A 26,044-nucleotide genomic window follows, 5' to 3' on the forward strand; every position below is an offset into this window, starting at 1 on the left:
CCTGTCAACGAATACCCCGGAACGGCTCATCGATCCGATGTGTCTGGGATGGGGAGCCCTATTACTCCTCATCCCCCCATACACATCGGATCGAAAGCCGACGATGCCTAAAAAAACGCAAAAAAAAACGGTGAGACCGCCTTATACGGACTACCTAACAAAAATCATAGAAAGTCCTATTGCCGCTGAGCCAAGACACTTTGAGAATGCAACCATGAACCACATTTCGCTGCGTTCCTTTATTTTGCGTGAAATGAACTTTCGTAATGCCAACCTTTTTTCAGCTGATCTTGTGGGCGCAGATTTTACGGGATCCGACTTTACGGGAGCTGTGTTTGCTGAAGCGAATTTAGATCTGGTCTCATTTTTTAAGGCGAATCTGAGCCGCGCAAATCTCGCCGGTTCAAGTGTTAAAAACACGGTGTTCCGCGAAGCAATTGTGGAGGGCGCTTGTTTTCGAAATGTAAATCTTCGCGACGCAAATATGACCTTCACGGAGCGGTTGCGTTTCAAGAAAAAGGGAATTCAATAGCTTCTTCTTGTTTTATTGTGCAACGAAAAAGAAGGGCTCGATGAAGAAGCCTAAAAAGAGGATAAGTGCATAGGCGGAGAAACAAAAAAGAAGATTTGTTACGGCTTTCTTCTTTCGCTATACTATGTTTTATGTTTGACTGTATTGGGGAAGTACGATGCTCTTATCAGAAAAATACACGGATCTTATTGCCGGATATATCAACGAAATAGAAGAATATATTGGCGAAAAAATCAGTGTCGAAAAGCGTGCGCGAATTTTAGAACGATTTCGCAGACGGGTAGAGGAAAAGCTGAGATCAACCGTACAAGAAGAAATGAGCGATCTTGAAATCACGGCTATACTCCACAAAATGGGAGATCCAAGCACTCAAGCCGCTGTTTTAATTCGTGTCTGGGGAGATGGAACAGAAGGTGATGCATTGAACATTGGCGAATCCACACAAGAAAATTCATTTGTCGAAGAGAAAAACGAGGCTCCTGCCGCGACGGAGGCATCAAAATCGGAAGCTTCTCACGTTCCTGTGACACCGCAAAATGCGGCCACTGTAATTGAGCCTGCACCGGAGCCGATTGCCATAATAAAGCCGAAACCGATAGCCGAAGATGTAGCTGCAAACTCCAGTGAGACCCTTAAAGAAGAAACTGCGGAACATGCCGTGTGGTTGGGTGGGGCGTGGTATGCTGCGAAAAAAAGCGGCTGGCCCGCTTGGTCGCTCCGCAGTCTATTTGTTTTGCTGGGGCTTGTAACCGGCCCAATCGCCTTATTGCTCTACATGAGCGCTTTCATTATGCTGCGCATGCGCGGCGCCGTCAAAGCGCCGGCACCTTTCCATCCCAGCCGCGTGATATTAAATCCTCTTTTCACTGTTGGTGTAATGATTCTGTTTTACTTGGGCGGTATTTATGGGATAAAGGGAGTTTGTCTTGCCCACGAGAAATATCTTAGCAGGGCAGTACCCGACTTAAATGACTGGGCGTGGCTTGAACTGCAATCAGGCAGGATGTTTGGCGGTGCACTGCTATTGTTGTTGCCGCTGGCACTATTTAGTGCAATGCCTTTGGCGAACGGATGGGATTTCAGCTTGAAGCGCTTCACGCAGGCAGGGGTGATTTTATATGCCATCGCCGTATCTTTTGGTTTGGCATCCTTCATTACGGGCATCATTATCGTCTTCGTCAATGAATTTGCGGGATAGGATTTTAACATTTCGACGAAGTTAATACGACCACGCTTTGCGGAGGCACACTGAATGTGGGATCTTGCACGACAGGCGCGGCAGTCTCATCAAAATAGTCTTTACCCTGAGGCGCTGCACTGTGGATACGCAGACGCCATAAGCCGGGAAGCAACGTAAAAGGCTGCTCGTGTCCCGTCGCATTAAACATCATATAGATGGCAACACCCTTATTTTCGTGGGCGTGAATATGGCAGGCAAGCAGATTGTCCGATCCGTTCCAGTCCGGTTCTGCCCCTGTACGATCATGCCAGCTCACATCTCGTTTTTCAGGCGTCTCCGACTGGAGTTCGCCCACAAAGAACCGGGTTCGCCGCAATACGGGATTTTCAAATCGGAAAGCGATAAGTCCTCGAAAGAAGGCGAACAATTCAGGGCAAGATTCGAGCTTTGACCAGTCATACCAAGATATGGGGTTGTCTTGACAATAGGCGTTGTTGTTGCCCTGTTGCGTGCGGCACATTTCATCTCCGCCCAAAATCATGGGCACCCCCATGGAAAGAAAAAGGGTCGCGACCATGCTTTTCTTGTAGTCCATGCGCGTCTTCACGATTTCAGGCCGGTCCGATTCTCCTTCAACGCCGCAATTCCAACTGAAGTTGTCGTTGGTGCCGTCTCTGTTATCTTCACCATTCGCTTCGTTATGTTTGTGTTCATAGGAAACGAGATCATGAAGCGTAAATCCATCATGGCAGGTGATGAAATTAATGCTGTGTTCGGGACCGCGGCAGTTGTGCTGGTACAGATCAGCGCTGCCGGACAGTCTTGTTGCGAAAGCCCCTTTCATGCCTGCATCGCCACGCCAAAAGCGTCGTACATCATCGCGATATTTACCGTTCCACTCTGCCCATCGTACGCCGCCGAAAGAACCAACTTGGTACGCGCCTCCCGCGTCCCACGCTTCCGCGATCAACTTGGTGTCCCGTAATACGGGATCTTCTGCGATACGTGCAACAAGGGGCGCGTTTTCCAATATATTGCCGTCTTGATCGCGTCCGAGAATCGAGGCGAGGTCGAAGCGGAAGCCGTCAATATGCATGACGGCTACCCAATAACGCAAACAGTCTAAGATAAAGTCGCGCATTAGCGGATGATTGCAATTGAAGGTGTTGCCGCAGCCGGAGTAGTTGAGATATTTTCCGTCTCTGAGCAGATAGTATACGGCATTATCAATGCCGCGGAATGAGAGGGTAGGCCCTTTTTCATTGCCTTCAGAACTGTGATTAAAAACAACATCCAAAATAATTTCAATGCCTGCAGCGTGCAGCGCTGTTACCATCTCCCTGAATTCTTGCAAGTGTTCATCGCGGATGGCACTGACTGCGTAACGCAGGGAGGGCGCAAAGAAACCGATGTTGCTATAGCCCCAATAATTGGTCAATTCTGTTTGAGTGGCACGATCATAGCGGCCGAGATAACTTTCTCCAAATTCTTGAATGGGAAGCAGCTCCACAGCATTAACGCCGAGGGCTTTCAAATGAGGAATCTTTTCAATTAAGCCGCGATAGGTTCCCGGATGTTTCACGCCCGAGTCATTCCCGTAGGTAAAGCCTTTTACGTGGGTCTCATAAATGACAAGATCTTGAATGGGGATGGAAGGGCGTATCCGTCCATTCCAATCCATTTTATCCCGTACTGCCACGCATTTCATCGTGCCTTTATGGATATCACCAACGAAAGATTTTGCATAGGGATCTAAGAGGTAAATTTCCCGATCGTAGCGGTGTCCCTTTTTCGGCTGAAAAGGACCATCCATGCGATACAGAAAATAAACGCTGTCCGGAAGCCCTTCCACAAAAATAGACCAGATGTCTCCTGTGCGGTGGTGGTGAGGGTCAAACTCATATTCCCACACAGGGACTATTTCTTCGATGTGATCGAACAAGGCAATCCAAACCCGCGTCGCATGGCGGCTGAATATACTAAATCGGATTCCGTTATCATAGACAACGGGTCCTATGGGGTAGGGGCGTCCTACAGTGACACGCAATTGTTCCGGGTTAATTTTATGCATACGTGATGAGAATCAATACCGTTATTTTAAAGATAGTCCACAGGTGTATTATTTATTTGGAAAAAGGATTTAACGGATTATATCATGTAATCCAACAGTTTTTTTCCCAAGTGTCCGTTTCTTGGGGCTAATGAGTTTTGAAATACCGTTCATATGCTAAAATACTGATTATCGAGAATAAAGTTTGTGTGATGAGATCAGAAAGAAAAAAGATGAAAACGAAAAGTAAATTCGGTCCGTGGGCGGGTCTGTTTCTCGTTGCGGGATTCCTACTCTATGGCGGATGCACCTTTGTCCCTTTTGACTATAGCGACGCCGGATGTGTGACCTTAGAAGGGATCCCTTTGTCCGATCAAATTGGACTCCGTTTTCGTGATGTAGAATCGAACTTTGAGGGGACTGTTGTCAGGCGAAGCTTTGACAGCAACCAATGGACTTTAGAGGGAAAGTTTTCATTCCCAACGCAAGGATATACGGTGGGCGAGCCTAGCATTATTGTGCGGGAAAGTTGGCCGGAACAAGTTCTTATTACGATTACTTTTTGGTCGCCGAAAGTTATCAGTTGGGTGTCCAGTTGTAACAGTGACATGCCTGTCACTGCTTCCTTTAACGCGGCGCCCAATGCGCAAATCACCTTATCAATTTGTAATCGGCCTGAGCCCCGCTGCGGCTGCGGTTCCTTGTAGAACATGTTCAATACATTGTGTCCTTAATAAAGATAGAGTGCCCGTGCTTTGCACAAAATGACACTTCCAAATGATTTGCCAATCAGCTAAAAAAGTCCCACGGGACGTTATCGTTGTAGTTGTCCGAAATAAGTCTTTGAAACCAACAACAGAAAGGAAGTTGAAATCATGACGCATAAAGACAAGGATATTTCACGACGTTCATTTTTAGGTGGTGTTGGGGTCGCTTTAACGGCTCCTCACATTATTCCTGCAACGGCATTCGGCCGCAACAAAGAAGTGTCGCCCTCCAATCGTATTCAAGTGGGGGTGGTCGGCACGGGCGGGCAGGGGAAAGGCTTAATGGAAAATGCCATCCGTCATAAAAATATACGTATTGTGGCTTTATGCGATGTGGATCAAGAACGGCTCACCGAAGCGAAACGACTGGTGGATGACTATTACGGTGATCAGGCAAGCGCCGCCTATGGCGATTACCGCGAACTGCTCGCCCGTGATGATATTGATGCTTTGATTGTTGCCACACCGGATCACTGGCACGCGTTGGTTTGCGTACAGGCAGCACGAAAGGGTTTGGATATTTATTGCGAGAAACCCCTTGCTTGGTCTTTAGGTGAAGGCAAGGCCATAGTCAAAGCGGTACAAGAAAACAATTGTGTATTCCAAGTGGGCAGTATGCAGCGATCCCAAAATACCTTTAAGCTGGGCTGCGAATTGGTACGCAACGGATATTTAGGATCAATCAACCGGATTTTGGTCGCATTGCCCGACGACAATCACGCCCAGTGGGTAGATGAATTTCCCGCGCCGCCGCCTGAACTCGATTGGGAAATGTATGTGGGGCCTGCTGAATGGACACCTTTTCATCCCAACCGTTACCATTGGGATTGGCGGTGGTGGCTGAGCTTCGGCGGCGGGCAAATGATGGACTGGATCGGGCATCATGGCGATATTGCGCACATGGCGATGGGCTGGGATAATTCCGGCCCCATTGAAGTGGAAGGGATACGTTGGGAGCCGCCCAAGGAACGCAACAATCTGTATAACAGCATGGAGCATTACGAGTTTCAAGCCACTTACGAGGGCGGCATCACCATGACCGTCGCCAATACCTGCGATATGCCGGATTATTTTTTGGACTGCGGCAAGCTGGGCACTATGTTTTTTGGAGACAATGATGCGTGGTTATACGTCGATCGCAGCGGTATACAAGCGAGCGATAAAAAATTGCTCAAGACAAAATTCCGCAAAGATGATTTCCGTTTTCGCAAACAGACGAATCACATGACGGACTTCTTTGACTGTGTAGTCAGTCGTGAAGAATGCATTGCGCCTGTCAACGCCGGGCATCGTTCTGCCTCCCTCGGCCATCTCGGGAAATTAGCGTGTATGCTGCACAGCAGTTTCAAATGGGATCCGCAAAATGAGCGCATTACCGACAATCCGGCGCTTAATAGTATGTTGACGCGCAGATATCGCGCAGACTGGTCTCTTGATGTTTAAGCGCATCGGTAGAAAAGAGTCATCTCAAGGATAACCAGAGTCGGAAAGCAGAAGAACACGACACCCGGCATTCAGTCAAGGTCTATGGACGGTCATGAATGCCGGGTGTTTTTTTCAGATTATTTGTCGGTGATCCATGCTTCCGTGAAGGCGACGTGTTTGATGGAACTGCCCGCTTCGCCGCTGATGGTGTAGGAGTAGCTCACATGGATACGTTCATCTTTACACTGAATGACAGCCGGGTATGAGAAGGATCCGCCCTTCTCTTCGGTTTCTTCGATACTTCGAGAATGGGGCCAGCTGCGCCCTTCATCATCGGAACTATAAACAGATAGACGGTGGCGGCCGTCTATTGTGTCATTACAGATGAGTACCCATGTGCCACTGTGCAAGACTTCCACATCAACACTGGAACCCGGATTGGGTATCCCTGCGAATTCTATGGAAGACCACGTCATACCTCCATCTTTGGAAACCGCAGTGCGCAGCTGTTTCGGCAGTCCGTTGTCGCGCATAAACGCGACGATCTCGCCGTTGGTGCGTTTGGCGAAAGCGGGTTGTATGTTGCCCAACATGGTCAGATCCGGATCAAGTATGGGCGTGCTGAAACGCCAGTTTACACCGCCATCATTTGTAAAGGCCGCCAAGGAGCAATTGAACACATCCGAATAAAGTCCTAATATGAGGGTTTGTTCATCCAATAAGATGGGAGCGGTTCGTGTCATCCATCCTAGGCGTTGATGTATTTTTTCACGGCTGCGCCCTTGTAAATCAACGGCTTTCTCTTTGAGTTCCGGAATGCCGTTTAAAAGTGCGGCGTAGGTATCCATACCCTCTTCAAGGACACGAGTAAAGCGTTCTTCCAATTCCAAGGGCCGCACATGAATGACATCCTGCCAATCCCAGATCGGGGCGCCGTCTTTGTCGTAGTTTGTAGACTTTCGGTATTTTAAAAGGGATCCGCCCCACTCGTTATCTTGTACAACGATCCAGAACAACCACAGCACCTCTTGCTGATCAATGAAAAGTACAGGATTGCAGTCGGGCAGATGGGGTGTATCAGCCATGAGGAAAGGCGCAGACCAACTTTCTTCTCCGTTGCGCTTACGGGCACCCTGCAGCATCACATCATCGGACTGGCGCTCGCCGCTGCCATGAAACCACACGGCGAGCAGATCGCCCGAAGGTGTTTCCACGATCCCGGAGCCGTGGTTGTGATAAGTATTCATGGGAAAGATCAATTCGCCTTGGAAAGCTGTGGACAGTATCATGCCTTGTACCAATAGTGACAGTAGCATACGGCTTTTCTCCTGTGCTGTTTGTGTTGTAACGAGATTAAGATTGTAATAGCGTGCTTCACCGATTGTCTCTTTTATAGGAGGATAATTCATTCTTCTGCTGTTTTGAAAAGGCGCATGGTGAAGCATCAGTAACATTTCAAGTATAATATAAACTGGAGTGAGGAGTTCGAATAAGAGACTACGTTGGGGTGGAACGGAAGCCGGCCGAACGGGTTCTTTTCTTAACATTCAAGCAAAGAAACGTTTTTCGCCTTAAAATAGATCAAAAAATTGAAGAGATTCCGGGCCGTAAGTCACCGGAAGGAGCAAATGTATGAGCATGCCAAAAAAATACGATCCGACGAGCATTGAGGAACATTGGGGAAAAAGCTGGATTGATTCCCTTATCTATGCTTGGGATCCGAGCCGCGGACGGGAAGAGACTTTTGCCGTAGATACGCCGCCGCCAACGGTGAGAGGATCGCTCCATGTGGGACATTTATTCAGCTATTCCCATCAAGATTTCATTGTGCGTTTCCAACGCATGTGCGGTAAAAATATTTTCTTCCCCATCGGCTGGGATGATAATGGTCTGCCCACAGAACGGCGCGTACAAAACTTATTTAATGTTAAGTGTGAAGCCCATATCCACTATGATCCCGACTTTAAGGCAGAGCGTATGGCGAAGGGAGCTCCCACACCGATTAGCCGCAAAAACTTTATCGAATTATGCGAGCTCGTAACGAAAGAAGATGAGACGGCGTTCCGCCATTTGTGGAGCCGCCTCGGATTGAGTTACGACTGGTCGCTTGAATATGCGACGATCGACGAACATTGCCGCCGCACGTCGCAAGCCAGTTTTTTAGATATGTTAAAAAAGGACGAGGTCTATCAAGACAATCGGCCTGTCCTCTGGGATATCGATTTTCATACCGCTATTGCGCAAGCGGAAGTGGTAGATAAAGAAGTGCCCGGCGCCTATCATTTCCTGCGTTTTCCCATTCGAGGAAGCGAGGAATATCTGGTCATTGCTACTACGCGTCCGGAATTGTTGCCCGCTTGTGTGGCAGTAATGGTTCATCCCGATGATGAACGTTTTGTTGCCTATGCCGATAAAGAAGCGATTACGCCCCTTTTTGGTGTGCCCGTGCCCATTATCAAAGACAACAGAGCCGACCCCGAAAAAGGGACCGGCGTGGTCATGGTCTGTACTTTTGGCGATCAAACTGACGTCGAATGGTGGCTCCAATACAAACTTCCCTTACGGCAAATCTTGGGTGAAGACGGGAAATTACTTCCGTTGCAGTTTTCCAACGATGCGCACGAGGACGCAGCACTCTTCAGTGTTGATCCCGATCAAGCCAATACCGTTTATGAGCAATTAGCGGGACTACCTACCAAAAAGGCGCAAGAAAAGATTGTGGAGATTGCTGAGGCCGCCTCCGGCGTGATTGACCGTTCCCGTCAAGAAATCGAGCATGCCGTAAAATTCTTTGAAAAAGGATATCGCCCTCTTGAATTGCTGCCCACACGGCAATGGTATGGCAAAATTTTGGATAAAAAAGAAGCCTTACAAGAACAAGGCAAGAAAATTGAATGGCATCCCGCCTTCATGTCCAAACGCTATGAACACTGGGTGGATGGGCTGAATCTGGATTGGTGTCTGAGCCGCCAGCGCTTCTTTGGCGTGCCCATTCCCTTATGGTACAAATTAGATGAACACGGGAATTGCCTTTATGATCAGATTATTGTGCCTGATCCTGACAGTCTTCCTGTCGATCCTCTCGATGAGGCACCTGCCGGTTATGATGAATCGCAGCGCGGGCAAGCCAATGGTTTCATGGGCGATCCCGATGTCTTCGATACGTGGGCGACCAGTTCCTTAACGCCGCAAATTGCCAGCCGTTGGGTGGATGATCCCGAGCGCCATGAACGGGTCTTTCCAATGGATATCCGACCGCAAAGTCATGAAATTATACGGACATGGGCATTTTATACTATTGTCAAAGCCTATTTGCACGAGCGAAAAATTCCTTGGCGCAATGTGGTCATCAGCGGATGGATACTCGACCCTGACCGCAAGAAAATGTCCAAGAGCCAAGGCAATGTAGTGACACCGGAACCCTTAATCGACCAGTACGGCGCGGATAGCGTTCGGTATTGGGCAGCGCGGGCGAGACTTGGCGTGGACACAGCCTATGATGAACAAATCTTTAAAGTAGGGAAGAAGCTCTGCACCAAATTATTTAATGCGGCGAAATTTGTCATTGGCCGTTATGAAGGCATCGATAAAAACTTGCTGGCGCCTGAAAATATTACGACGCCTTTGGATCGTGCTGTGATTCAAGAGATGCGTCCCGTGATTACGCGCGCCACCCAAGCTTTCGAAGCCTTTGATTATGCGCAAGCCCTCAGCATTGTTGAGGATTTCTTTTGGCCGATCTTCTGCGATAATTATTTAGAAATGGCGAAGCCGAGAACCTATGATGAAGCGCTGACGCCGGAACGCATTTCCGCGTGTGCCGCGCTGCGCTTGTTATTACGCGCACAGGTACGGATGTTCGCGCCTTTCGTTCCCTATATCAGCGAAGAAATATGGCATTGGGATTTCGCCGAAGATGCGGATATGAACGCCTCCATCCACCTGAGCCCATGGCCAAAGGTTGAAGAGTTCGCCCATGTAGCGCAAGAAACGGAAACCATGGTTTGGGACGCTGCTTTAAAGATTGTTGAGCAGGTGCGCCGCGCCAAAGCAGATGCGAACCTTAGCATGGCGGCTCCGATACAACGGGTTTCCATTGCCGGCGCTTCTTCTTGGAAAAAAGCGGTTGAAGCCGTTGAAGCGGATATTAAACGCTGCCTGCGCATTGAAACATTGGACTTTGTTGAGGATGCTGCGCTTACGGCTGAAATAGAAATTTCCGCCTTCTTCGAATAAAAGAAGGGATTGCCCCAAAGGATATCATGGACAAACTGGAATTAAAAGCGCCGCAGGTAATACCGGAACCGGGCTGGATTGCGCTCCAAGAGTTTCCTGTATTAGGCGAAGGAAGACCCTTTTTAGCAGGTGACAAAGCGGAAAATCGCCTTCGTGTTGCTTATTTCTTACGAGAAAACGATCAGACGGTCTTCGCCTGCGCTTGGTTCGGCTGGGCGGCACAAGGGCCTCCCGGCTATGCCCATGGCGGGAGCATCGCCTCTGTATTTGATGAGGCCATGGGGATGGCCGTATTCTCTCAAGGTGCCTTGGCGTTGTTGGCATCCCTGTCGGTGCAGTATCGAAACAAAATCGCCCTGGGTACAGATACGGTGATAGAAGCGAAGATCCTGCGCCAAGAAGGGCGCAAAATATTTACCTCCGCGGTTATGAGTTCCCAAAATGGCAAGATTCTTTTTGCAGAAGCAGAGGGCTTATATATCAAGCAGGAACGGGAACAGTTAAAAGAAATGTACGCGTAGAGGGGGCAGTCCGGCACAACTGATTATCAGGTATAATTCCAAAAGATACGAACAGCACAGATAGCTTTTCATTCGGAGTAACTCGTGATTGCCAACGCTGATCAGCCCATCAGAACGAAGGTTGCCCTTATTAATCTTCCCCATACGGAAGCCTTGGTGCGCCGCTATATGTGCACCTATAATTCGCCCTTCTTTTTTCCGCCCCTTGAGCTGTTGCAGGCCGCTTCGTGTATACGAAAAGGAACGGGTGCCTCTATTCTATTTATAGACGCTATTGCAGAAAAAATGAATGAGGCGCAAGTAAGCCGTGTGCTCGCAGCAGAACAGCCTGATGTCCTGATTGCTTTACTTGGCGTGGAATCGGTGAGCACGGATTACGCCTGTGCTATTCATTTAGCGCGAACAGTGCCGCACATGCAGCTTGGTCTGTTTGGATATTATGCGACACGCTTTCCAGAGGAATTGTTGCAGGCGCCGGAAGTAGATGTCGTTTTCCGGGGGGATGTGGAAGAGAGTTGTGTGCCTTATGTACTGGCACTTGCGCAGGGGCATTGTCCGGAAAATATTCCGGGTCTCGCCGGCCGCAACAAAGACTCCCAAATCTTCATAAATGAACCTGCCTATATTCATTCTTTTGAACACATCCCTTTTCCCGACTACAGCCTTATCAATCGAAAAAAATATCAGGAAGGTTTTATGCACGGCACTTTCGCAACCCTCCAGATAAGCCGTGGATGTCCCTTTACTTGTGCATATTGTACGAGCCCGCAAGATCAGCGCTATGTCACGCGCAGTGAGGAACAGGTGGTCCAAGAGCTGCAGGAACTTGCCGACCTCGGCGTGAAGGTGCTTCGATTTCTTGATGATACCTTTACTGTGAATAGGCAACGTGTCATTCGTATTTGTAAAGGGATCATAGACAAATAGATTAAACTGAAGTGGAGTTGTCTGTCTCGTGTTGATACCCTTGAAGCGGAAATGCTTTCATGGATGCGTAAAGCCGGATGTGTGCGCGTTATTGTAGGCGTTGAAAGTTATTCTAAGCATGTTTTAGAGAACTATGGTAAAGGCGTTGACCCGCAAAGCATAAACAAACAACTGCAGTTGATACGGGATGCTGGTATAGAGAGCTTTGGATTCATCATTGTGGGCGGTCCTTTCGAAAGCGAAGCAGATTTCAAGGTGACTAAACGCGGCGTGCTTGCTTCATCGCTGGATATGATCGCAGTCAGCAGCATTGCCATCTACGGCGGCAGTGTCATGGCGGAACGTTTCCGCGACGAAATTGAATTTCAACTCATCCCCTATGTGAGTCGATGGCGGGATCCTGCCATTGAAAAAACAGCCCTTGCCCGTGAGCGCAGTCTGTATCGAGCGTTTTATTGTCGGCCATTCACAGCCTTAAAACTCCTTCGGACCATGTTGTTGCATCCTTGGATGTCTCTAAAATTATCGCTGCGATTCCTTCATTTCCAATTCTTGTCGTTACGTTCTCGGGAGCGGCCGGATCTGTTCTAAGACTTTGTATAGAGACAAAAAAAATCACGGCCGCCGTAGCTTTCGGCCGCCGTGAATGCTGTAATTCAAGCAAAGTTGGTTGGTTAAATCTTAGTCGCGCACATACAGGGCGTTCCAGCCGATACCGTCTGCGCCGCCGGTGTGCAACTGCAGCGCGAAGCTGCCCTCGAAAAGTTGTTGATCTGTGTCGGTATAATCGAGTACACGGATGCCGTTGACCCAAGTCGTAATTTTGTTTCCGTCACTGCGCAATTCTATTTCATTCCACTCGCCCACACGCAGCGCTGTTGATTCCATGGTGTTATGATCGGGCTTTACCAGCCATCCTCGTTTATAACTTTCATAGACCCATCCTGAACTGCCGGGGAAACTCGGTTCCACTTCTCCTTGCAGTCCTGCGATCACCGGATATCCGTCATCACGCAAGGTAATCGTTGAATGATAGAAGAGTCCATAATTGCCGTCACCCATGATTCTGAAGCGGCCCCGTACTCGGAAATCTTTAAAGATTTCTTCCGTTGCCAAGTAGCCTTCCGATTGTTTAGGTCCACTTTTGCCCCAGATCACTCCCTCATTAACGCTCCAGTCTTCTTCGCCCCATTCTTTCCATCCATTTAATGAAGTGCCGTCAAAGAGGGCGCGCCAGTTTCCTTCTCGTCCAAAATCTTTCACGCGGATATTGCGATATTCAATTTCGGTGTATTCCTCGGTCGATTCGTAGGGATTGAGTTGTAAGGCGAGATATCCGTTGATAAAGGCTTCATCTTCTATGCTGCATGCGAAAATATCTTGAAGGTAGACTTCAATTTTTGTGCCGCGGGCGATGACACGCACCGTATTCCAGTCCCGTTGTTTCAGCGCTTTTGCAGCCTCTTCCGAAGGTTCTGCCAGATAACCGCGCCCGTTCTCTTCCATGATAATTCCCGTAGCCAGCCGTTTACGTGTTTCCACATTTACTTGGTAGCCGTGCATTTGCCGGGGAGCATCTTCAATGCTTTCTCCGTCTTCCAAGGGCATACGGGGCAGCCAGTGTGAGCGCAGTTGAATGCCGCCGTTCGTCGGTACAGGCGTGCGAAATTCAAAAGAAACCTCACAATCGGCAAACATGGTCTTTTCATAGAACAACCACGCATTCACATCCTTTGCCGCTTTTCCAACAATCACGCCCTCATCGGTAATGCGCCAGTCACCGCTGAGCACACGCCAGCCATCCAGACTGTTTTCAGGCGTGAGGGATTGCCAATCTTGCGCGTAGGTGTTTATTGCACACAACGCCGTTATTACCGCCATGATTATCAATAATCGTTTCATCATCTTTTTTTCCTTGTACTTCTTTGCCCCGCCGGAGGGGCGGCCATATTACAATCCAAGCTATCCACGAATGTGAGGGTACCTTGTCTTCGGGAGAAGGTATTGACGTACCCTGCGTATAGAACAACATAGCGCAAAGATAACGTGCTTCTTCTTGATAAAGACAAAGGCGGTGCTTTTCAGCAGACGATGCTACAGTATACGCCCCCACCTGATTAAGTTCAACTCATCCGATTTCGCCGCCGCAGGTTCAAACTCGAAGATCTAAGTCTCTTTTTCTTGCGTGCGTAAAAATACTTGCGTGCGTAAAAATAAGGGAGGCCCGGATACATCTTTCGGAGAATAGCAATGGGACCATTGAAAACTTGCCGCCTCTTTTTTGGACCATGGTCTGCGTGACTTTTGTGCTGACCATGATCGTTGAATTCCCCTTTGTTCTTGCGGTTCTTTACAGAAGAAACCGACTAGTTTTGAAAGGGGCCGCCGCGAAATTTGTCCTGCATTGCATGGGTTTTACAATGCTATTCTTCCTATAGGGGGCCGGGAAATCCATCTGCATGAGCACGGCTCTTGAAATAGTCCCGGCTTCCGATTTTTTCGTGCAAGAAGACGACGATCTCTATTACATCTCTCTTGACGGGCAACAGGCCATCAAAAGTGATTTGATCGGTACAAAGAACGAGGTGGTCGCCACAATTGATCAGGAGGGCAGAAGTGGTGTAAGCCGAAGAATGGAGACTATATATCTCAATTAACCACTGTGATGCTACTATTTTATTGCAACCCGGTTTATAACACAAAAAAAAACGTCTGTTCTTAAATTCTTCGTAAAAAAGCGGGGTTTTATGAGGATATAAGGCGGCGCTATGGCGAACACTCCGCCCTTGGTTAGCCCATACTCGCCATTTTATGATATAACGTTAAGCGTTTTGAATTATTGGTTGTCACTTAAGAGAGGAGTATTGGATGCCCCGTTATTTTTCGTTTCTTTTGGTTTTAATTGTTGTTTTGGCGGCGCCCTTGTGCTTTGCTAAAGATCTTGATTTAAGCAACGCCGCCGTAAGCAGTGTGAAAAGTTCCAACCCTTCCGCTGTGGAGATTGCAAGTCGCGTCCTTATTGAAGAGACCGAGAAGCGAACGGGCATCTCGTGGCAGGTCGTGGCACCGGGAACAGAGGCAACGCCGCTGATCCAATTGAAGGTGTCCGGTTCCGGGGCTGCGGAAAGCTATAGCATCACCACGGAATCGGATACCGTGGTGCTTTGCGGTGCTGATAAGCGAGGGCTTTTATTTGCCGTAGGCCATTTCCTGCGTACCATGAATTGGGAGCCCGGTGTGGTGACCTTTCCGATAACCAACACGGGCGTATTAAGCCCTGTTTCACCGATTCGAGGCCATCAACTGGGATATCGCTTCCGCGCTAACAGCTATGACACCTGGGATGATGCTCAATATGAACAATATATTCGTGAGCTCATGCTTTTCGGCTGTAACAGCATCGAAAACATTCCCATGGAAGATGATCGTGAAAGCCCGCACATGCCCTTAGACCGGCGCGCCATGAACCGGCGCATGAGCGAGATTTGCCAACAGTATGGCTTGGAGTATTGGGTGTGGACGCCTGCCGTATTCGATTTGTCAGAGAAAGAGAAACGGGCGGCTCATATTGCTGAACATATCCAATTATACAAAGATTGTCCTGAACTGACCGGCGTGTTTTTCCCTGGTGGAGATCCAGGTGCCAATCCTCCGGAATTGGTATTGCCCTTCCTGACCGATCTAAGCAAACCCTTACTCAAATCTCATCCGAAAGCGAAGATATGGTTATCATTGCAATGGTTTGATGAGAAGCAATGTAAAGATATTTACGCATGGATAGAACGAGAACGTCCCGCTTGGTTTGGCGGTTTGGTGTCGGGTCCGAGCAGTCCTTCTGCCGAAGAATCCCGTCCGATTCTCAGTGACGTCTATCCGATTCGTGATTATCCCGATATTACGCATACCGTCCGCTGCCAGTTCCCCGTTCCTTGGTGGGATCCCGCCTTTGCTATGACCCTCGGCCGCGAATGTATCAATCCCCGTCCTGTTTTCTACACCCTTGTTCATAATTACTATGCGCCCTATACAACAGGATTCATCACCTATTCCGACGGTATTCATGATGACGTGAACAAGACGATCTGGTCGGCTCTTGGCTGGGATCCCACCGTCACACCCCGTGATACCCTTATCGACTACGCGCGCTTTTTCTTTAGCTCCAAACATGCCGAAGCCATTGCCGACGGTATTCTCGCCCAAGAAAAGAATTGGGAAGGACCTTTGGCTGAAAATGGCAGTGTAGACGCTACCTTTGCGTTGTGGCGTCAGCTTGAAGATGCCCTGCCCGAACTGGCCGATAATTGGCGTTGGCAGATGCTTCTCGTACGCGCTTACTATGACTGCTACACACGCAAACGGTTGCTCTATGAGACTGGTCTTGAAGAAAAAGTGAATACCTTGTTGCTCTCAGCCAAGGATACCGGAGCCGTGGCAGCCATTGATGCGTCCATGGCGGTGCTGGAGCGGGCGGTCTCCGAGAATATAGCGCCTGAAATGCAAGAACGTATTATTGCTTTATATGACGCCCTCTTCCACTCGATCGGGCTGAAATCCAGTGTTGATAAATATCAAGCTTCAGGCTATGAACGGGGCTGCAGCTTAGATTTCTTGGATTCTCCGCTCAACAACCGTTGGTTTTTAGAGGATGAATTTCAAGCCATCCGCGTGTTGCCCGATGAATCAGCGCGCCTGGCGGCACTGCAAAAACTCGCCACATGGGAGAATCCCGGTCCCGGTTCTTTCTATGACGATGTCGGCGATCCAGGAAAATCACCTCATGTGAAGCGTCTTGAAAACCTGAATCTGGAACCGATCAATGTACTCGACAATTGTCCCGGTTTCTCGTGGTGGGACACGGGATTCAGCAGAAAACGCCTGTCTTGGCAGCACACCTTGAATTTCCCCATGACCATGGTTTACACCGGTCTGGATCCGGAAGCGGAATATGTTCTGCGTATGACCGGCACCGGCTTTGCCAATATTCAGGCTGATGGCTATGCCCTTACGCCTTCCATTGCAACGGAAAACCTCGAAGAAATTAAGGAATATCCCATTCCCAAGTTACTCACAGCCGATCAAGCGCTCACGGTGAATTGGGTTCCGGAAGAGCAATCTGAGCTCAACTGGCGCAAACATTCTACCGTGGCGGAAGTTTGGCTTATAAAACGCTAATGAACATGATACTGTATCCAGCCCCGAAGATCGCAGATCCATAAGATGGAGCGGATCGAGGTCGGTACACTTACATTAATCTCCCGTGCAGGGCGTGTCCTGTTCACTGAAAGGCAGTTGCCATGAAAATTCTTCATCTGGTGCCCGGCAGTGGCGGCACTTTTTACTGTCAGAATTGTTTGCGCGATCATCTGTTGATCCGATCCTTGCGTCAGCATGGGCATGATGTTGTACTCGTGCCGCTGTATTTGCCCATGTATGGCGGAGCCACCGCAGCGGATACTGATGTGCCCTTATTTTTCGGAGGCATCAGCGTCTTTGTACGCGAGAAAGTTCCCTTTTTAAGGCGGATGCCGGACTGGCTCGACAGACTGCTGAACCTTCCCGTGCTATTGCGACAGGCGGCGGCACGAGAAGGCACGACCAACGCCGCCGGACTCGGTTCTATGACCCTGTCCATGCTGGAAGGGCGGCAAGGCAATCAAAAACAGGAATTTGACCGCTTCCTGCAGTGGCTGTCCACGCAGCCCAAGCCCGATCTGATCCACATTTCCAATGCCCTGTTGTTGGGCTTTGTTCCGGCATTGCGTGAAGCGCTCAATTGCCCCATTGTCTGTTCTTTACAAGATGAAGAGCCTTGGGTAAATACGATGAACGCCCCTTACGATAAGTTGTGCTGGGAAGCTATGGCGCGTCATGGCCGTGAGGTGACTCATTTCGTTTCCACCAGTCATTGGTATGGGGAGCGGATGATTAAACAAATGGATCTCAGGCCGGAACAACACCGTGTTATTTATCCGGGCATTGACTTGCCGTCGGAAAAACCAACCTTCCAATCTGCAGAGCCGCCCCTTGTTGGATATTTATCGCGGCTCAATCCGTCGCAAGGTTTTGAAGAGGTGGTGCAAGCCTTTATAGGCTTAAAGCAAGAAGAGGAGTTGGCGTCATTGCGGCTCCGTGCCACAGGCGGCGCAACACCGGCTGATCTTTCCTTCATGGAAAATATGGAACGTCGCCTGTCCGACGCGGGCTTTTTGGGGGACACCGAAATCACCTGGGATTTTCAATCTGCCCCCGACGCTGCTTTCTTTCAAGGACTCAGCGTTATGACCGCGCCTGTTCGCGGCGGTGAAGCCTTTGGCATGCATATCATTGAGGCCTTATCTCGTGCGATTCCGGTTGTGCAACCTCATGTCAGTGCCTATCCTGAGATTGTCGAAGCTTCCGGCGGCGGACTGCTTTATGATCCTGAGGAAGCAGGCGCTTTTGAAGATGCCCTGCGCGAAGTACTCACCAATCCTGCGCGATCTAAAGAGATGGGGGAAGCGGGCTACGCCTACGCGTGCGAAGCCTTCAGCGTGGAGCGTATGGCACGAGATACGATTGCCCTTTACGAAGAGGCCTACGACGCCTCCGCATAAGCTTGACGCTTTTTAGACAAGCACGAGATACAAGATAAAGGTGGTGGCGAAAGCTGCAAGACCTTGTACCAGTGTCGCCGGTGTCATTGCCTTATAGGCCGACCGCACATTCATACCGCTAAACTGAGTGACCACCCAAAAATAACTGTCATTGGCGTGGGACACGATCATCGCTCCCGACCCGATTGCCATGACCATCAGCGCCAACTGCACCGGTGAATTCATCCCCAATTCTGTTAAAAAGGGTGCTATCAATGTGGCGCTTACGACCAATGCCGCCGTTGTACTTCCTTGTGCCGTCTTCAAGCATGCCGCCACCACAAAGGGCAGCACAAGCACAAAGGGGCCTTGTGGCAAACCACTTCCCGCAAAGCCTTTGATCAAGTCCGCTATGGGAGTTGCGCTCAAGATTGCGCCAAAAGCGCCGCCCGCGCCGGTAATCAATAAGATGGGCGCAGCCAGTCGGATACCCTCCGCCATCCACGTGTTAAACAGCGTCATGTTCGGATTGCGCGGCAACAATAGCGCGAAGAGCAGCCCAATCATCAAGGCTGCCAGCGGGGAGCCTAAGAAGAGGAAAAGCTGTGCTGCGGCGCCTTCCACCTTCAAGCTGCTGATGACCGAGGCGACGGCGATGAGCAGCACAGGCACCACAATGGGCGCAAAGGAGAGCCACGCCGAGGGGCGATCCAAGCTTCCCGCATCAGCGCTCATGCTTTCCTCAACGGGTATCTCTTCTGCAGTCTCAATACCTACGGCCATGCGCGTTGCCCAAAAATAGCCGGCGCAAATGGCGGGGATGGATACGACAATACCCAAAAGGATGATCAGCCCCAGATGATGTTCTGCGCCCAAGGCACCGGCTGCAGCGATGGGGCCGGGTGTTGGCGGTACAAGCGTATGGGTGGAGTAGAGCCCGGTTGCCAATGCGACGGACATAGACGCCAGCGAGATGCGCGCCCTACGGGCAATGGCTTTGTTGAGACTTGACAAAATGACGTAGCCCGAATCACAAAACACGGGCACGCTCACAACAGCGCCAATAAGTGCCATGGCAAGTTGCGGCCGCTTCTCGCCGACAACATGGAGGACGGTTTCCGCCATGCGTAGGGCTGCCCCGGATTTTTCAAGAAAGACGCCGATGAGAGTACCCAATACGATGACCAAGCCGATTTGGCGCATCATATTTCCGAAACCGGTGTTGATCGTATTGACCACTTCGTCCAAGGGCATGCGCACCAACAATCCGACGAGGAAACTGGTGAGCAACAAGGCGAAAAATGGATGGAACTTAAGTTTTGCGGTGACAACGATAATAAATAGGATCGATGCCGCAAGAATGAGTAACAATAAAGGGCCTTCTACCATGTGCTCTTCCTCCGCGCCTGATAGGGCGATTGGTCTTTACAAAGCGGACATGCAAAACGCTGTATGATCCGCTAAGCAGGATAAGGAACATGGTAACCTATGGGAATAGAAAGAGCCAAATACCTGCGTCCTTTTTGTAACGATGCGTTTGCTGCGGAAGGGCGTTGACCTTCTAAAGAAGCGGCGAGGCGCAGGGTACCTTGATGTTACAACGCTTTACCCTTCATAATGCACGGTGTATTCTTCGGGATACTGCCCCTATTATGACGATTTGTCTTAAATTACCTATAAGGAGTGTATTGGTGAAAAGAAATTGCTTAATCCTCGTTTCGGTCATTCTGTCAAGCCTTTCTGCGGGCGCATTCCCCTTGGACGCGCCGCTTAATCCGGTGTTGACCGGTGCCGATCCGCACGTCGTCGTGGTCGGTGATACGGTGTGGATGTATGTTACCGGATACAAAGAACCAACCCTTCTTTATGGCTACAGCTCAACAGACTTGCAGCATTGGGAACGGCACGGTCCGATTTTAAAAGCTGAAGATATCCCTTGGTTTTATGATGATGGTGAAAAGGATCGGCGGCTTTGGGCACCGTGTATCATTGAAAAAGAGGGGCGCTGGCTGCTCTACTTCTCGGTGGGACCGCAACGCAGCACTGCCCCTTCACGTATCGGGGTCGCAGTCGGCACGAATCCGGCAGGACCCTTTAAAGCGATGGATGCGCCTCTGCTAACGGGCGGAGCAGGCTTCGAGGCTATTGATCCCATGGTCTTTGTGGATGCGTCAACCGGTGTAGCCTATCTCTATGCAGGCGGCAGTGCCGGCGCTGTGCTGCGCATTTACGAGCTTAGCGGAGATTGGACTGCGTTGGGTCGGGAGATCAAGGTGGAAACACCTCCCCATTTTACTGAAGCTCCTTACATGCATGAACGGCAAGGGCGCTATTATCTATCCTACAGCAGCGGTGATTTTCGTACCGCAGGCTACGCGGTTCATTATGCCCTTGCCGACAGCCCCACGGGCCCGTGGCATTATCAAGGGATTGTGTTAGAAAGCAGCAAAGAGCATAAAGGTCCCGGTCATCATTCCATCCTTTACGATCAAGCAAGAGACCAAGATTTTATTGTCTATCATCGCTGGAATCATCAAAAGGCGGCTGAGGGCTATCATGCTGCCCGACAGATTGCTATTGATCGCCTTAGCTATGGGGAAGAGGGGCTTTTAGAGGCGGTGGAAATGACAGCGGGCAACATTCATTTCGCGATGATGCCCACTGCCTTGCCGCCGGGTGTGGTGATTCAGCATGCGCCACAAGCCTCGGGTCGTTACATTGGTTCACCCAGCCTGACCGTATTGCCTGATGGGGTGTATCTTGCTGCCCATGATTATTTTGGACCGGAAAGCAAGGAGCATGAATGTGCGACGGCGGCGGTCTATCGCTCTGATGATCGGGGCGAACATTGGCGGCAATTGACCGAACTGCAATGCTTATTTTGGCCGAAACTATTCCATCATAACGGCGCCGTCTATATTATGGGCGTGGAGAAACATCATGGACGTATCGTAATTCGCCGTTCCCTTGATCACGGGGAAACTTGGACGGAGCCGGTGGATGGTGAAACAGGGCTGCTCACAGAAGAGGGGCAATTTCATACAGCGCCCGTTCCCGTTGTTGAACATCAAGGCCGTTTATGGCGCGCCTTTGAAGATGCTTCCAATGGCACGAAGTGGGGGTATCGTTACAGTGCCGGCATGTTATCAATAGCCGTTGACGCGGATTTATTGCGTGCAGAAAACTGGACTATCAGCAATTTCCTAAAGGGAGATGAAGCGTGGCTTGACGGTGAGTTCGGGGGCTGGCTGGAAGGCAATGCCGTCGTCGCGCCCGATGGCTCTATCGTAAATGTATTGCGTGTGGATACGCCTGATTTTCCTGAAAAAGGGGCAACGGTCCACGTGAGTTCCGATGGGAAAGTCGCTTCTTTTGATGGAGACACCGGCTTTTATGAATTTCCCGGTGCTGCCAAGAAGTTTACCATTCGCCCCGATGAGTCGACCGGTACCTATTGGATGCTTGCCACAGTAGTACCTGAAAAGTTTCAAAAACCAACACGTCCCAGCGGCATCCGCAACACCTTGGCTTTGTGTGCATCTTCCGATCTTCGACATTGGGAAGAGCGCGCTATCTTGCTGCACCACCCCGACACGGAAGCACACGGGTTTCAATATGTAGATTGGCAGTTTGACGGGGATGACATTATAGCCGTGTGCAGGACAGCCTACGATGACGGTATCGGCGGCGCGCGCAACAACCACGACGCCAACTTCTTGACCTTTCATCGCATTGAAAATTTCCGAGAGTTGTACAATATACCTGAAGAATTACGTTGAACTGTTGTTTTTATTGTTGTTAGGATCAAAAGATCGAAGCAAAGCGTTATAGCTAAAGTCTTTATTTAATCTGAACTTTTAAAGGAATTCATTATGCGCAGGCTGATCGTTGTGGCTGTGGTTTTTATGTCGATTTATGCCCCGAGTGAAGCGGCAGAGGTCTACGACCTTGTCATTTACGGCGGGAATTCCGCTGCACTCATCGCTGCAGTACAAAGCGTAAAAATGGATAAGACCGTCGTTGTCGTATCTCCCGACGTGCATTTGGGGGGACTGACCAGCAGCGGACTGGGCTATACCGACACAGGCAACAAAGCAGTGATCGGCGGTTTAGCAAGAAGCTTTTATCATGAGGTCTGGAAAAAATATCAAGAGGAAGATACGTGGCGTTGGCAATCCCGCGAGGAATTTGGAAACCGCGGACAAGGGGTTCCTGCCATGGATGGAGAGTTCCGGACCATGTGGGTTTTTGAGCCCCATGTTGCCGAGCAGGTCTTTGAAGAAATGATTGCAACTTATAAAATTCCCGTTCATCGCAATGAATGGCTCGATCGAGAAAAAGGGGTGAAGATGGAGGGCAATCGGATTGTATCCCTTAGCACCTTATCAGGCAAGCGTTATTATGGCAAGCGATTTATTGATGCCACCTATGAAGGGGATCTGATGGCCGCTGCCGGTGTCAGTTATACCGTCGGCCGTGAATCCAACGCTGTCTACGACGAAACTCTCAATGGCGTACAAGTACAGAATGCGGTAAGCCATCAGTTTGAAGATTGTATTGATCCTTATCGGGTGCCCGGAGATCCTGACAGCGGTTTGCTGCCGCGTATTCATGATAAGGATCCCGGTACGGATGGTGAGGCTGATCAGCGGCTGCAGGCCTATAATTATCGGGTTTGTCTCACGCAGCGGCCGGATAATCGCGTCCCGTTCCCCAAACCGGAGGGTTACGATCCGCTCGAGTATGAATTGCTCGGACGCTGTATTGACGCCGGATATCGTGAAATGTTCGGCAAGTTCGATATGCTTCCCAATCTGAAGACGGATACGAACAACCGCGGCGCCTTTTCTACCGATAATATAGGCATGAACTATGATTATCCCGTGGCATCTTATGAGCGGCGCCGCGAGATTTTACGGGAGCACGAAGCCTATCAAAAGGGGTATTTTTGGTTTCTCGCTAATGATCCGCGGGTCGCACAAGACGTGCGCGATGAAATGAGCCAATGGGGACTTGCCAAAGACGAATTTGCCGATAACGGACATTGGCCCTATCAAATTTATGTGCGGGAATCGCGGCGCATGGTCAGCGACTTTGTCGTCTCAGAACGCCATCTCAGACGTATGCAAGAAACGCCGTGTTCCGTGGGTATGGGAAGTTATAACATGGATTCCCATAATACACAGCGGTATGTGGCATACGATGAAAAGGGGCGTGCTTGCGCAAAAAATGAGGGGGATGTACAAATTAATCCCGGCGGCCCTTATCCCATTGACTACGGCGCTATGGTACCGAGAGAAAGTGAATGCGCCAACTTGTTGGTCCCTGTTTGTGTCTCGTCCTCGCATATCGCTTTTGGTTCCATCCGCATGGAGCCGGTATTTATGATTTTGGGTCAATCCGCCGCCACGGCTGCCGTATTGTCTTTGGAAGCAGATGAGTCCGTTCAGAACTTGGATTATGAAAAGCTTGCTGCACGTCTGCTTCCAGATGGTCAAATTCTTGAGATGGAAATGGATGGAAAGACCAATATCGATGCTGCAACGCTTCCCGGCATCGTTAAGGATAATACGCAAGCCGAACTCCAAGGTACCTGGCTTTTTTCAACTGCAGTGCCGGGCATGGTCGGATTTAATTACATTCAGCACACACAGCAAAATAAGGAAGAGGCAGAAGCGCTCTATACCCTTGCAGTGCCGAGGCGCGGACGCTATGAAGTACGTCTCAGCTACACGCCTCATGAAAACCGAGCGACCAACACGCTGATTGCCATAAGCGGTGAAGAGGACGCTGCTGAAGTGTATCTTAATCAACGAGAAGATCCCGGTGACCACAAACCCTTTAAATCCTTAGGCACCTACCTTTTTGAGGAGCAGGCGGTCATTCGTATATCCAATAAAGGCGCGGACGGTGTCGTCATTGCCGATGCAGTACAATTGCTGCCTGTCGAAGAGTAAGTGTATCCTAGACAAAAGGAATTTGCCATGAGAATATTGTTGGTCTCACCGAATCGAGAAGAGGTAAATATGCCTGTATTGCCCTTGGGGCTGGCGTGTGTGGCGGAGGCTGCGGCACGGGCAGGGCATGAGGTGCTCTTTCTGGATTTGATGGGTGAGCCTGAGCCTGAGGCAGTGTTGAAAGATCGGATTCTTTCTTTCCAGCCTGAATGCATCGCCATGACTGTGCGCAATATTGACGACCAAAATATGGAGGGCTGTCGATTTCTTCTAGAGAGCATACGAGACGATATCGCTTTTTGTAAGCAATATTCAGATGCTCTTTTCGTAGTGGGCGGTGCCGGATTCAGCATTTATCCGGAAAGTTCTTTGGCATGGCTTGGTGCCGATATCGGTATCGCCGGGGAAGGTGAAGAAGTCTTTGTGAAGCTATTAGAACGCCTCGAAGGAGGCCGCTCCCTTGAAGATATCGACGGACTCGTGTTGCCCGGACGAGGACTGAAACCCAGCGCGCCCCTGCTCCGTGATTTAGATCACTGGCCCTTGCCTCGCGCCGATTTTTTGTTACCCACGTTGAAACGGCTGCCGGAGGCGGCAATTCCCGTGCAGACACGGCGCGGTTGCCATTTATGGTGTAGCTATTGTTCCACCCCTGCTATTGAAGGGACTATTGCACGGAGGCGCAGCACAAAAAGTGTTGTCGATTGGATGGAGCAATGGGTCCGCGCCGGATTTACAAACTTCTATTTCGTCGACAATACCTTTAATTTTCCACCCTCCTATACCAAGGCTTTGTGTCAGGAAATCATTGATCGTCAACTCAATTTACATTGGCAGGCAATCGTATATCCCATGGCTGTCGATGAAGAGTTGGCTGTGCTCATGGCGGCTTCCGGTTGTCAACGGGTTAGTCTGGGATTTGAAAGCGGGTCTCCGCCCGTGCTCAAAGAATTGAATAAACGATTCAGCCCCGGTGAAGTGCGTGCTGTTTCTGATCGGCTCGGTAAGCATGGTCTTTTCCGTATGGGCTTTTTGCTTTTAGGCGGCCCCGGCGAAACGCGGGAGACCGTGGAAGAGAGCCTTGCCTTCGCTGAATCGCTTCATCTCGACGTGCTTGAAATTACAGTTGGCATACGCATCTATCCTGATACAAAGTTGGCGGCGACGGCACGAGACACGGGCATGGTGAGCCCGGAGGATACGCTTCTTGAACCCCGGTATTATTTGGAAAAAGAACTGCAAGACTGGCTTCTTCCCAAAGTTCGGGAATGGGCAGCCTCACGACCCAATGTGCTGGTGTAACAATAAAGTCTTATTGCCTTGCGCCTGTTTTTAAAAGTAATGTCATAGTATCGAAACTGAGCAGATGTTAACGACTGATTTAAAACAAATAAAGGAAAAGCACATGCTCGAAAAAGATCGATCCGTATTGGTCATTGTTGATATTCAAGAGGTGTTGATGCCCAAATCCGCCAAGGTAGTTTCCAATTATCTGTTTCAATGTGTCAAACTTGCGGGCGCGGCAAAATTACTTGATATCCCTATACTCATTACAGAGCAAAATCCTGAACGGCTCGGCACTACTACCGAGAAAATCTTGGAGGTGGTGGGAGACGTGCCGCGTATTCCGAAATTGGAATTTAGTTGTCTTGCCAATGAATCCTTTGCTGCTGCTCTGGAAGCCTACGGGCGGAAGCAGCTTGTCATTCTCGGCATGGAAACGCATGTCTGCATTATGCAAACTGCTTTAACAGCGGCCGCCCTAGGATACGAATGTTTTATTGCCCGTGATGCGGTGGTTTCCACACGCAAAAAAGACCACGACGCCGCACTCTGGCGGATGGCGCAGGGAGGCGTGAATATCGGCAGCACAGAAA

At 49.8% G+C, this 26,044-nt stretch carries 19 protein-coding genes; 15 read left to right on the forward strand and 4 right to left on the reverse strand.

What is annotated here, in order from left to right:
* Positions 1 to 103 precede the first annotated feature (103 nt).
* Positions 104 to 532: a pentapeptide repeat-containing protein gene (locus tag GX117_04760; protein NLO32654.1), complete on the forward strand. Its 429-nt coding sequence runs from the start codon at positions 104 to 106 to the stop codon at positions 530 to 532.
* 157 nt (positions 533 to 689) lie between these two features.
* Entirely contained in the window at positions 690 to 1,730 is a 1,041-nt protein-coding gene (locus tag GX117_04765; protein ID NLO32655.1) for a hypothetical protein, read from the forward strand.
* Between the two features lie 4 nt (positions 1,731 to 1,734).
* Here the strand turns inward: GX117_04765 and glgX are convergent, their stop codons facing one another.
* The gene (gene glgX, locus GX117_04770; GenBank protein ID NLO32656.1) at positions 1,735 to 3,783 is read right to left on the reverse strand and encodes a glycogen debranching protein GlgX; all 2,049 of its coding nucleotides are present in this window, start codon (positions 3,781 to 3,783) and stop codon (positions 1,735 to 1,737) included.
* Positions 3,784 to 3,995: 212 nt separating this feature from the next.
* Here glgX and GX117_04775 point away from each other — a divergent pair, with 212 nt between their 5' ends.
* Both GX117_04775 and GX117_04780 read left to right on the forward strand, forming a co-directional pair.
* On the forward strand, positions 3,996 to 4,469 hold the full coding sequence (locus tag GX117_04775; GenBank protein ID NLO32657.1) for a hypothetical protein: 474 nt from the start codon (positions 3,996 to 3,998) through the stop codon (positions 4,467 to 4,469).
* Positions 4,470 to 4,637: 168 nt separating this feature from the next.
* Positions 4,638 to 5,972: a Gfo/Idh/MocA family oxidoreductase gene (locus GX117_04780; GenBank protein NLO32658.1), complete on the forward strand. Its 1,335-nt coding sequence runs from the start codon at positions 4,638 to 4,640 to the stop codon at positions 5,970 to 5,972.
* 119 nt (positions 5,973 to 6,091) lie between these two features.
* Here GX117_04780 and GX117_04785 read toward each other — a convergent pair whose 3' ends face one another.
* Positions 6,092 to 7,270, reverse strand: a complete 1,179-nt coding sequence (locus GX117_04785) for a hypothetical protein (GenBank protein ID NLO32659.1) — start codon at positions 7,268 to 7,270, stop codon at positions 6,092 to 6,094.
* 316 nt (positions 7,271 to 7,586) lie between these two features.
* On the opposite strand from GX117_04785, the gene valS reads away from it, so the two are divergent.
* The 4 genes from valS (at position 7,587) to GX117_04805 (ending at position 12,229) form a co-directional block, all read left to right on the forward strand.
* Complete coding sequence (valS, locus tag GX117_04790) at positions 7,587 to 10,190, forward strand: valine--tRNA ligase (GenBank protein ID NLO32660.1); 2,604 nt, start codon at positions 7,587 to 7,589, stop codon at positions 10,188 to 10,190.
* 26 nt (positions 10,191 to 10,216) lie between these two features.
* Positions 10,217 to 10,711 (forward strand): PaaI family thioesterase, encoded by a 495-nt coding sequence (locus GX117_04795; protein NLO32661.1) that lies wholly within the window; start codon positions 10,217 to 10,219, stop codon positions 10,709 to 10,711.
* Positions 10,712 to 10,795: 84 nt separating this feature from the next.
* Positions 10,796 to 11,638: a radical SAM protein gene (locus tag GX117_04800; GenBank protein NLO32662.1), complete on the forward strand. Its 843-nt coding sequence runs from the start codon at positions 10,796 to 10,798 to the stop codon at positions 11,636 to 11,638.
* Positions 11,639 to 11,701: 63 nt separating this feature from the next.
* Positions 11,702 to 12,229: a radical SAM protein gene (locus tag GX117_04805; protein ID NLO32663.1), complete on the forward strand. Its 528-nt coding sequence runs from the start codon at positions 11,702 to 11,704 to the stop codon at positions 12,227 to 12,229.
* Positions 12,230 to 12,319: 90 nt separating this feature from the next.
* Here the strand turns inward: GX117_04805 and GX117_04810 are convergent, their stop codons facing one another.
* A complete protein-coding gene (locus tag GX117_04810; GenBank protein ID NLO32664.1) occupies positions 12,320 to 13,543 on the reverse strand; it encodes a DUF1080 domain-containing protein in 1,224 nt (407 codons plus the stop codon).
* Positions 13,544 to 14,097: 554 nt separating this feature from the next.
* Here GX117_04810 and GX117_04815 point away from each other — a divergent pair.
* The 3 genes from GX117_04815 (at position 14,098) to GX117_04825 (ending at position 18,231) form a co-directional block, all read left to right on the forward strand.
* The gene (locus GX117_04815; protein ID NLO32665.1) at positions 14,098 to 14,295 is read left to right on the forward strand and encodes a hypothetical protein; all 198 of its coding nucleotides are present in this window, start codon (positions 14,098 to 14,100) and stop codon (positions 14,293 to 14,295) included.
* 265 nt (positions 14,296 to 14,560) lie between these two features.
* Positions 14,561 to 16,810 (forward strand): hypothetical protein, encoded by a 2,250-nt coding sequence (locus tag GX117_04820; GenBank protein ID NLO32666.1) that lies wholly within the window; start codon positions 14,561 to 14,563, stop codon positions 16,808 to 16,810.
* 122 nt (positions 16,811 to 16,932) lie between these two features.
* The gene (locus tag GX117_04825) at positions 16,933 to 18,231 is read left to right on the forward strand and encodes a glycosyltransferase family 4 protein (GenBank protein NLO32667.1); all 1,299 of its coding nucleotides are present in this window, start codon (positions 16,933 to 16,935) and stop codon (positions 18,229 to 18,231) included.
* 12 nt (positions 18,232 to 18,243) lie between these two features.
* Here the strand turns inward: GX117_04825 and GX117_04830 are convergent, their stop codons facing one another.
* The gene (locus tag GX117_04830; GenBank protein ID NLO32668.1) at positions 18,244 to 19,599 is read right to left on the reverse strand and encodes a GntP family permease; all 1,356 of its coding nucleotides are present in this window, start codon (positions 19,597 to 19,599) and stop codon (positions 18,244 to 18,246) included.
* Positions 19,600 to 19,901: 302 nt separating this feature from the next.
* Here GX117_04830 and GX117_04835 point away from each other — a divergent pair, with 302 nt between their 5' ends.
* From GX117_04835 to GX117_04850, 4 genes are all read left to right on the forward strand, one after another.
* A complete protein-coding gene (locus GX117_04835) occupies positions 19,902 to 21,989 on the forward strand; it encodes a family 43 glycosylhydrolase (protein ID NLO32669.1) in 2,088 nt (695 codons plus the stop codon).
* Between the two features lie 93 nt (positions 21,990 to 22,082).
* Positions 22,083 to 24,167 carry an FAD-dependent oxidoreductase gene (locus GX117_04840; protein ID NLO32670.1) on the forward strand — a complete coding sequence of 695 codons (2,085 nt, stop codon included), beginning with the start codon at positions 22,083 to 22,085 and terminating at the stop codon, positions 24,165 to 24,167.
* 27 nt (positions 24,168 to 24,194) lie between these two features.
* Positions 24,195 to 25,469, forward strand: a complete 1,275-nt coding sequence (locus tag GX117_04845) for a radical SAM protein (GenBank protein ID NLO32671.1) — start codon at positions 24,195 to 24,197, stop codon at positions 25,467 to 25,469.
* A 103-nt stretch (positions 25,470 to 25,572) separates the two neighbouring features.
* A partial coding sequence (locus tag GX117_04850; GenBank protein NLO32672.1) for an isochorismatase family protein occupies positions 25,573 to 26,044 on the forward strand: 472 nt, incomplete at its 3' end.

The sequence above is a fragment of the Candidatus Hydrogenedentota bacterium genome (assembly GCA_012523015.1).
Classification (GTDB): domain Bacteria; phylum Hydrogenedentota; class Hydrogenedentia; order Hydrogenedentales; family CAITNO01; genus JAAYBJ01.

Bases quoted from the DNA above. Each gene is read 5' to 3' on its own strand.
- GX117_04795 (NLO32661.1), top strand. From the start codon at position 10,217: ATGGACAAACTGGAATTAAAAGCGCCGCAGGTAATACCGGAACCGGGC.
- GX117_04760 (NLO32654.1), top strand. From the start codon at position 104: ATGCCTAAAAAAACGCAAAAAAAAACGGTGAGACCGCCTTATACGGAC.
- GX117_04825 (NLO32667.1), top strand. From the start codon at position 16,933: ATGAAAATTCTTCATCTGGTGCCCGGCAGTGGCGGCACTTTTTACTGT.
- GX117_04805 (NLO32663.1), top strand. From the start codon at position 11,702: ATGCGTAAAGCCGGATGTGTGCGCGTTATTGTAGGCGTTGAAAGTTAT.
- GX117_04810 (NLO32664.1), bottom strand. From the start codon at position 13,543: ATGATGAAACGATTATTGATAATCATGGCGGTAATAACGGCGTTGTGT.
- valS (NLO32660.1), top strand. From the start codon at position 7,587: ATGAGCATGCCAAAAAAATACGATCCGACGAGCATTGAGGAACATTGG.
- GX117_04830 (NLO32668.1), bottom strand. From the start codon at position 19,599: ATGGTAGAAGGCCCTTTATTGTTACTCATTCTTGCGGCATCGATCCTA.
- GX117_04845 (NLO32671.1), top strand. From the start codon at position 24,195: ATGAGAATATTGTTGGTCTCACCGAATCGAGAAGAGGTAAATATGCCT.
- GX117_04765 (NLO32655.1), top strand. From the start codon at position 690: ATGCTCTTATCAGAAAAATACACGGATCTTATTGCCGGATATATCAAC.
- glgX (NLO32656.1), bottom strand. From the start codon at position 3,783: ATGCATAAAATTAACCCGGAACAATTGCGTGTCACTGTAGGACGCCCC.
- GX117_04780 (NLO32658.1), top strand. From the start codon at position 4,638: ATGACGCATAAAGACAAGGATATTTCACGACGTTCATTTTTAGGTGGT.
- GX117_04775 (NLO32657.1), top strand. From the start codon at position 3,996: ATGAAAACGAAAAGTAAATTCGGTCCGTGGGCGGGTCTGTTTCTCGTT.
- GX117_04840 (NLO32670.1), top strand. From the start codon at position 22,083: ATGCGCAGGCTGATCGTTGTGGCTGTGGTTTTTATGTCGATTTATGCC.
- GX117_04785 (NLO32659.1), bottom strand. From the start codon at position 7,270: ATGCTACTGTCACTATTGGTACAAGGCATGATACTGTCCACAGCTTTC.
- GX117_04815 (NLO32665.1), top strand. From the start codon at position 14,098: ATGAGCACGGCTCTTGAAATAGTCCCGGCTTCCGATTTTTTCGTGCAA.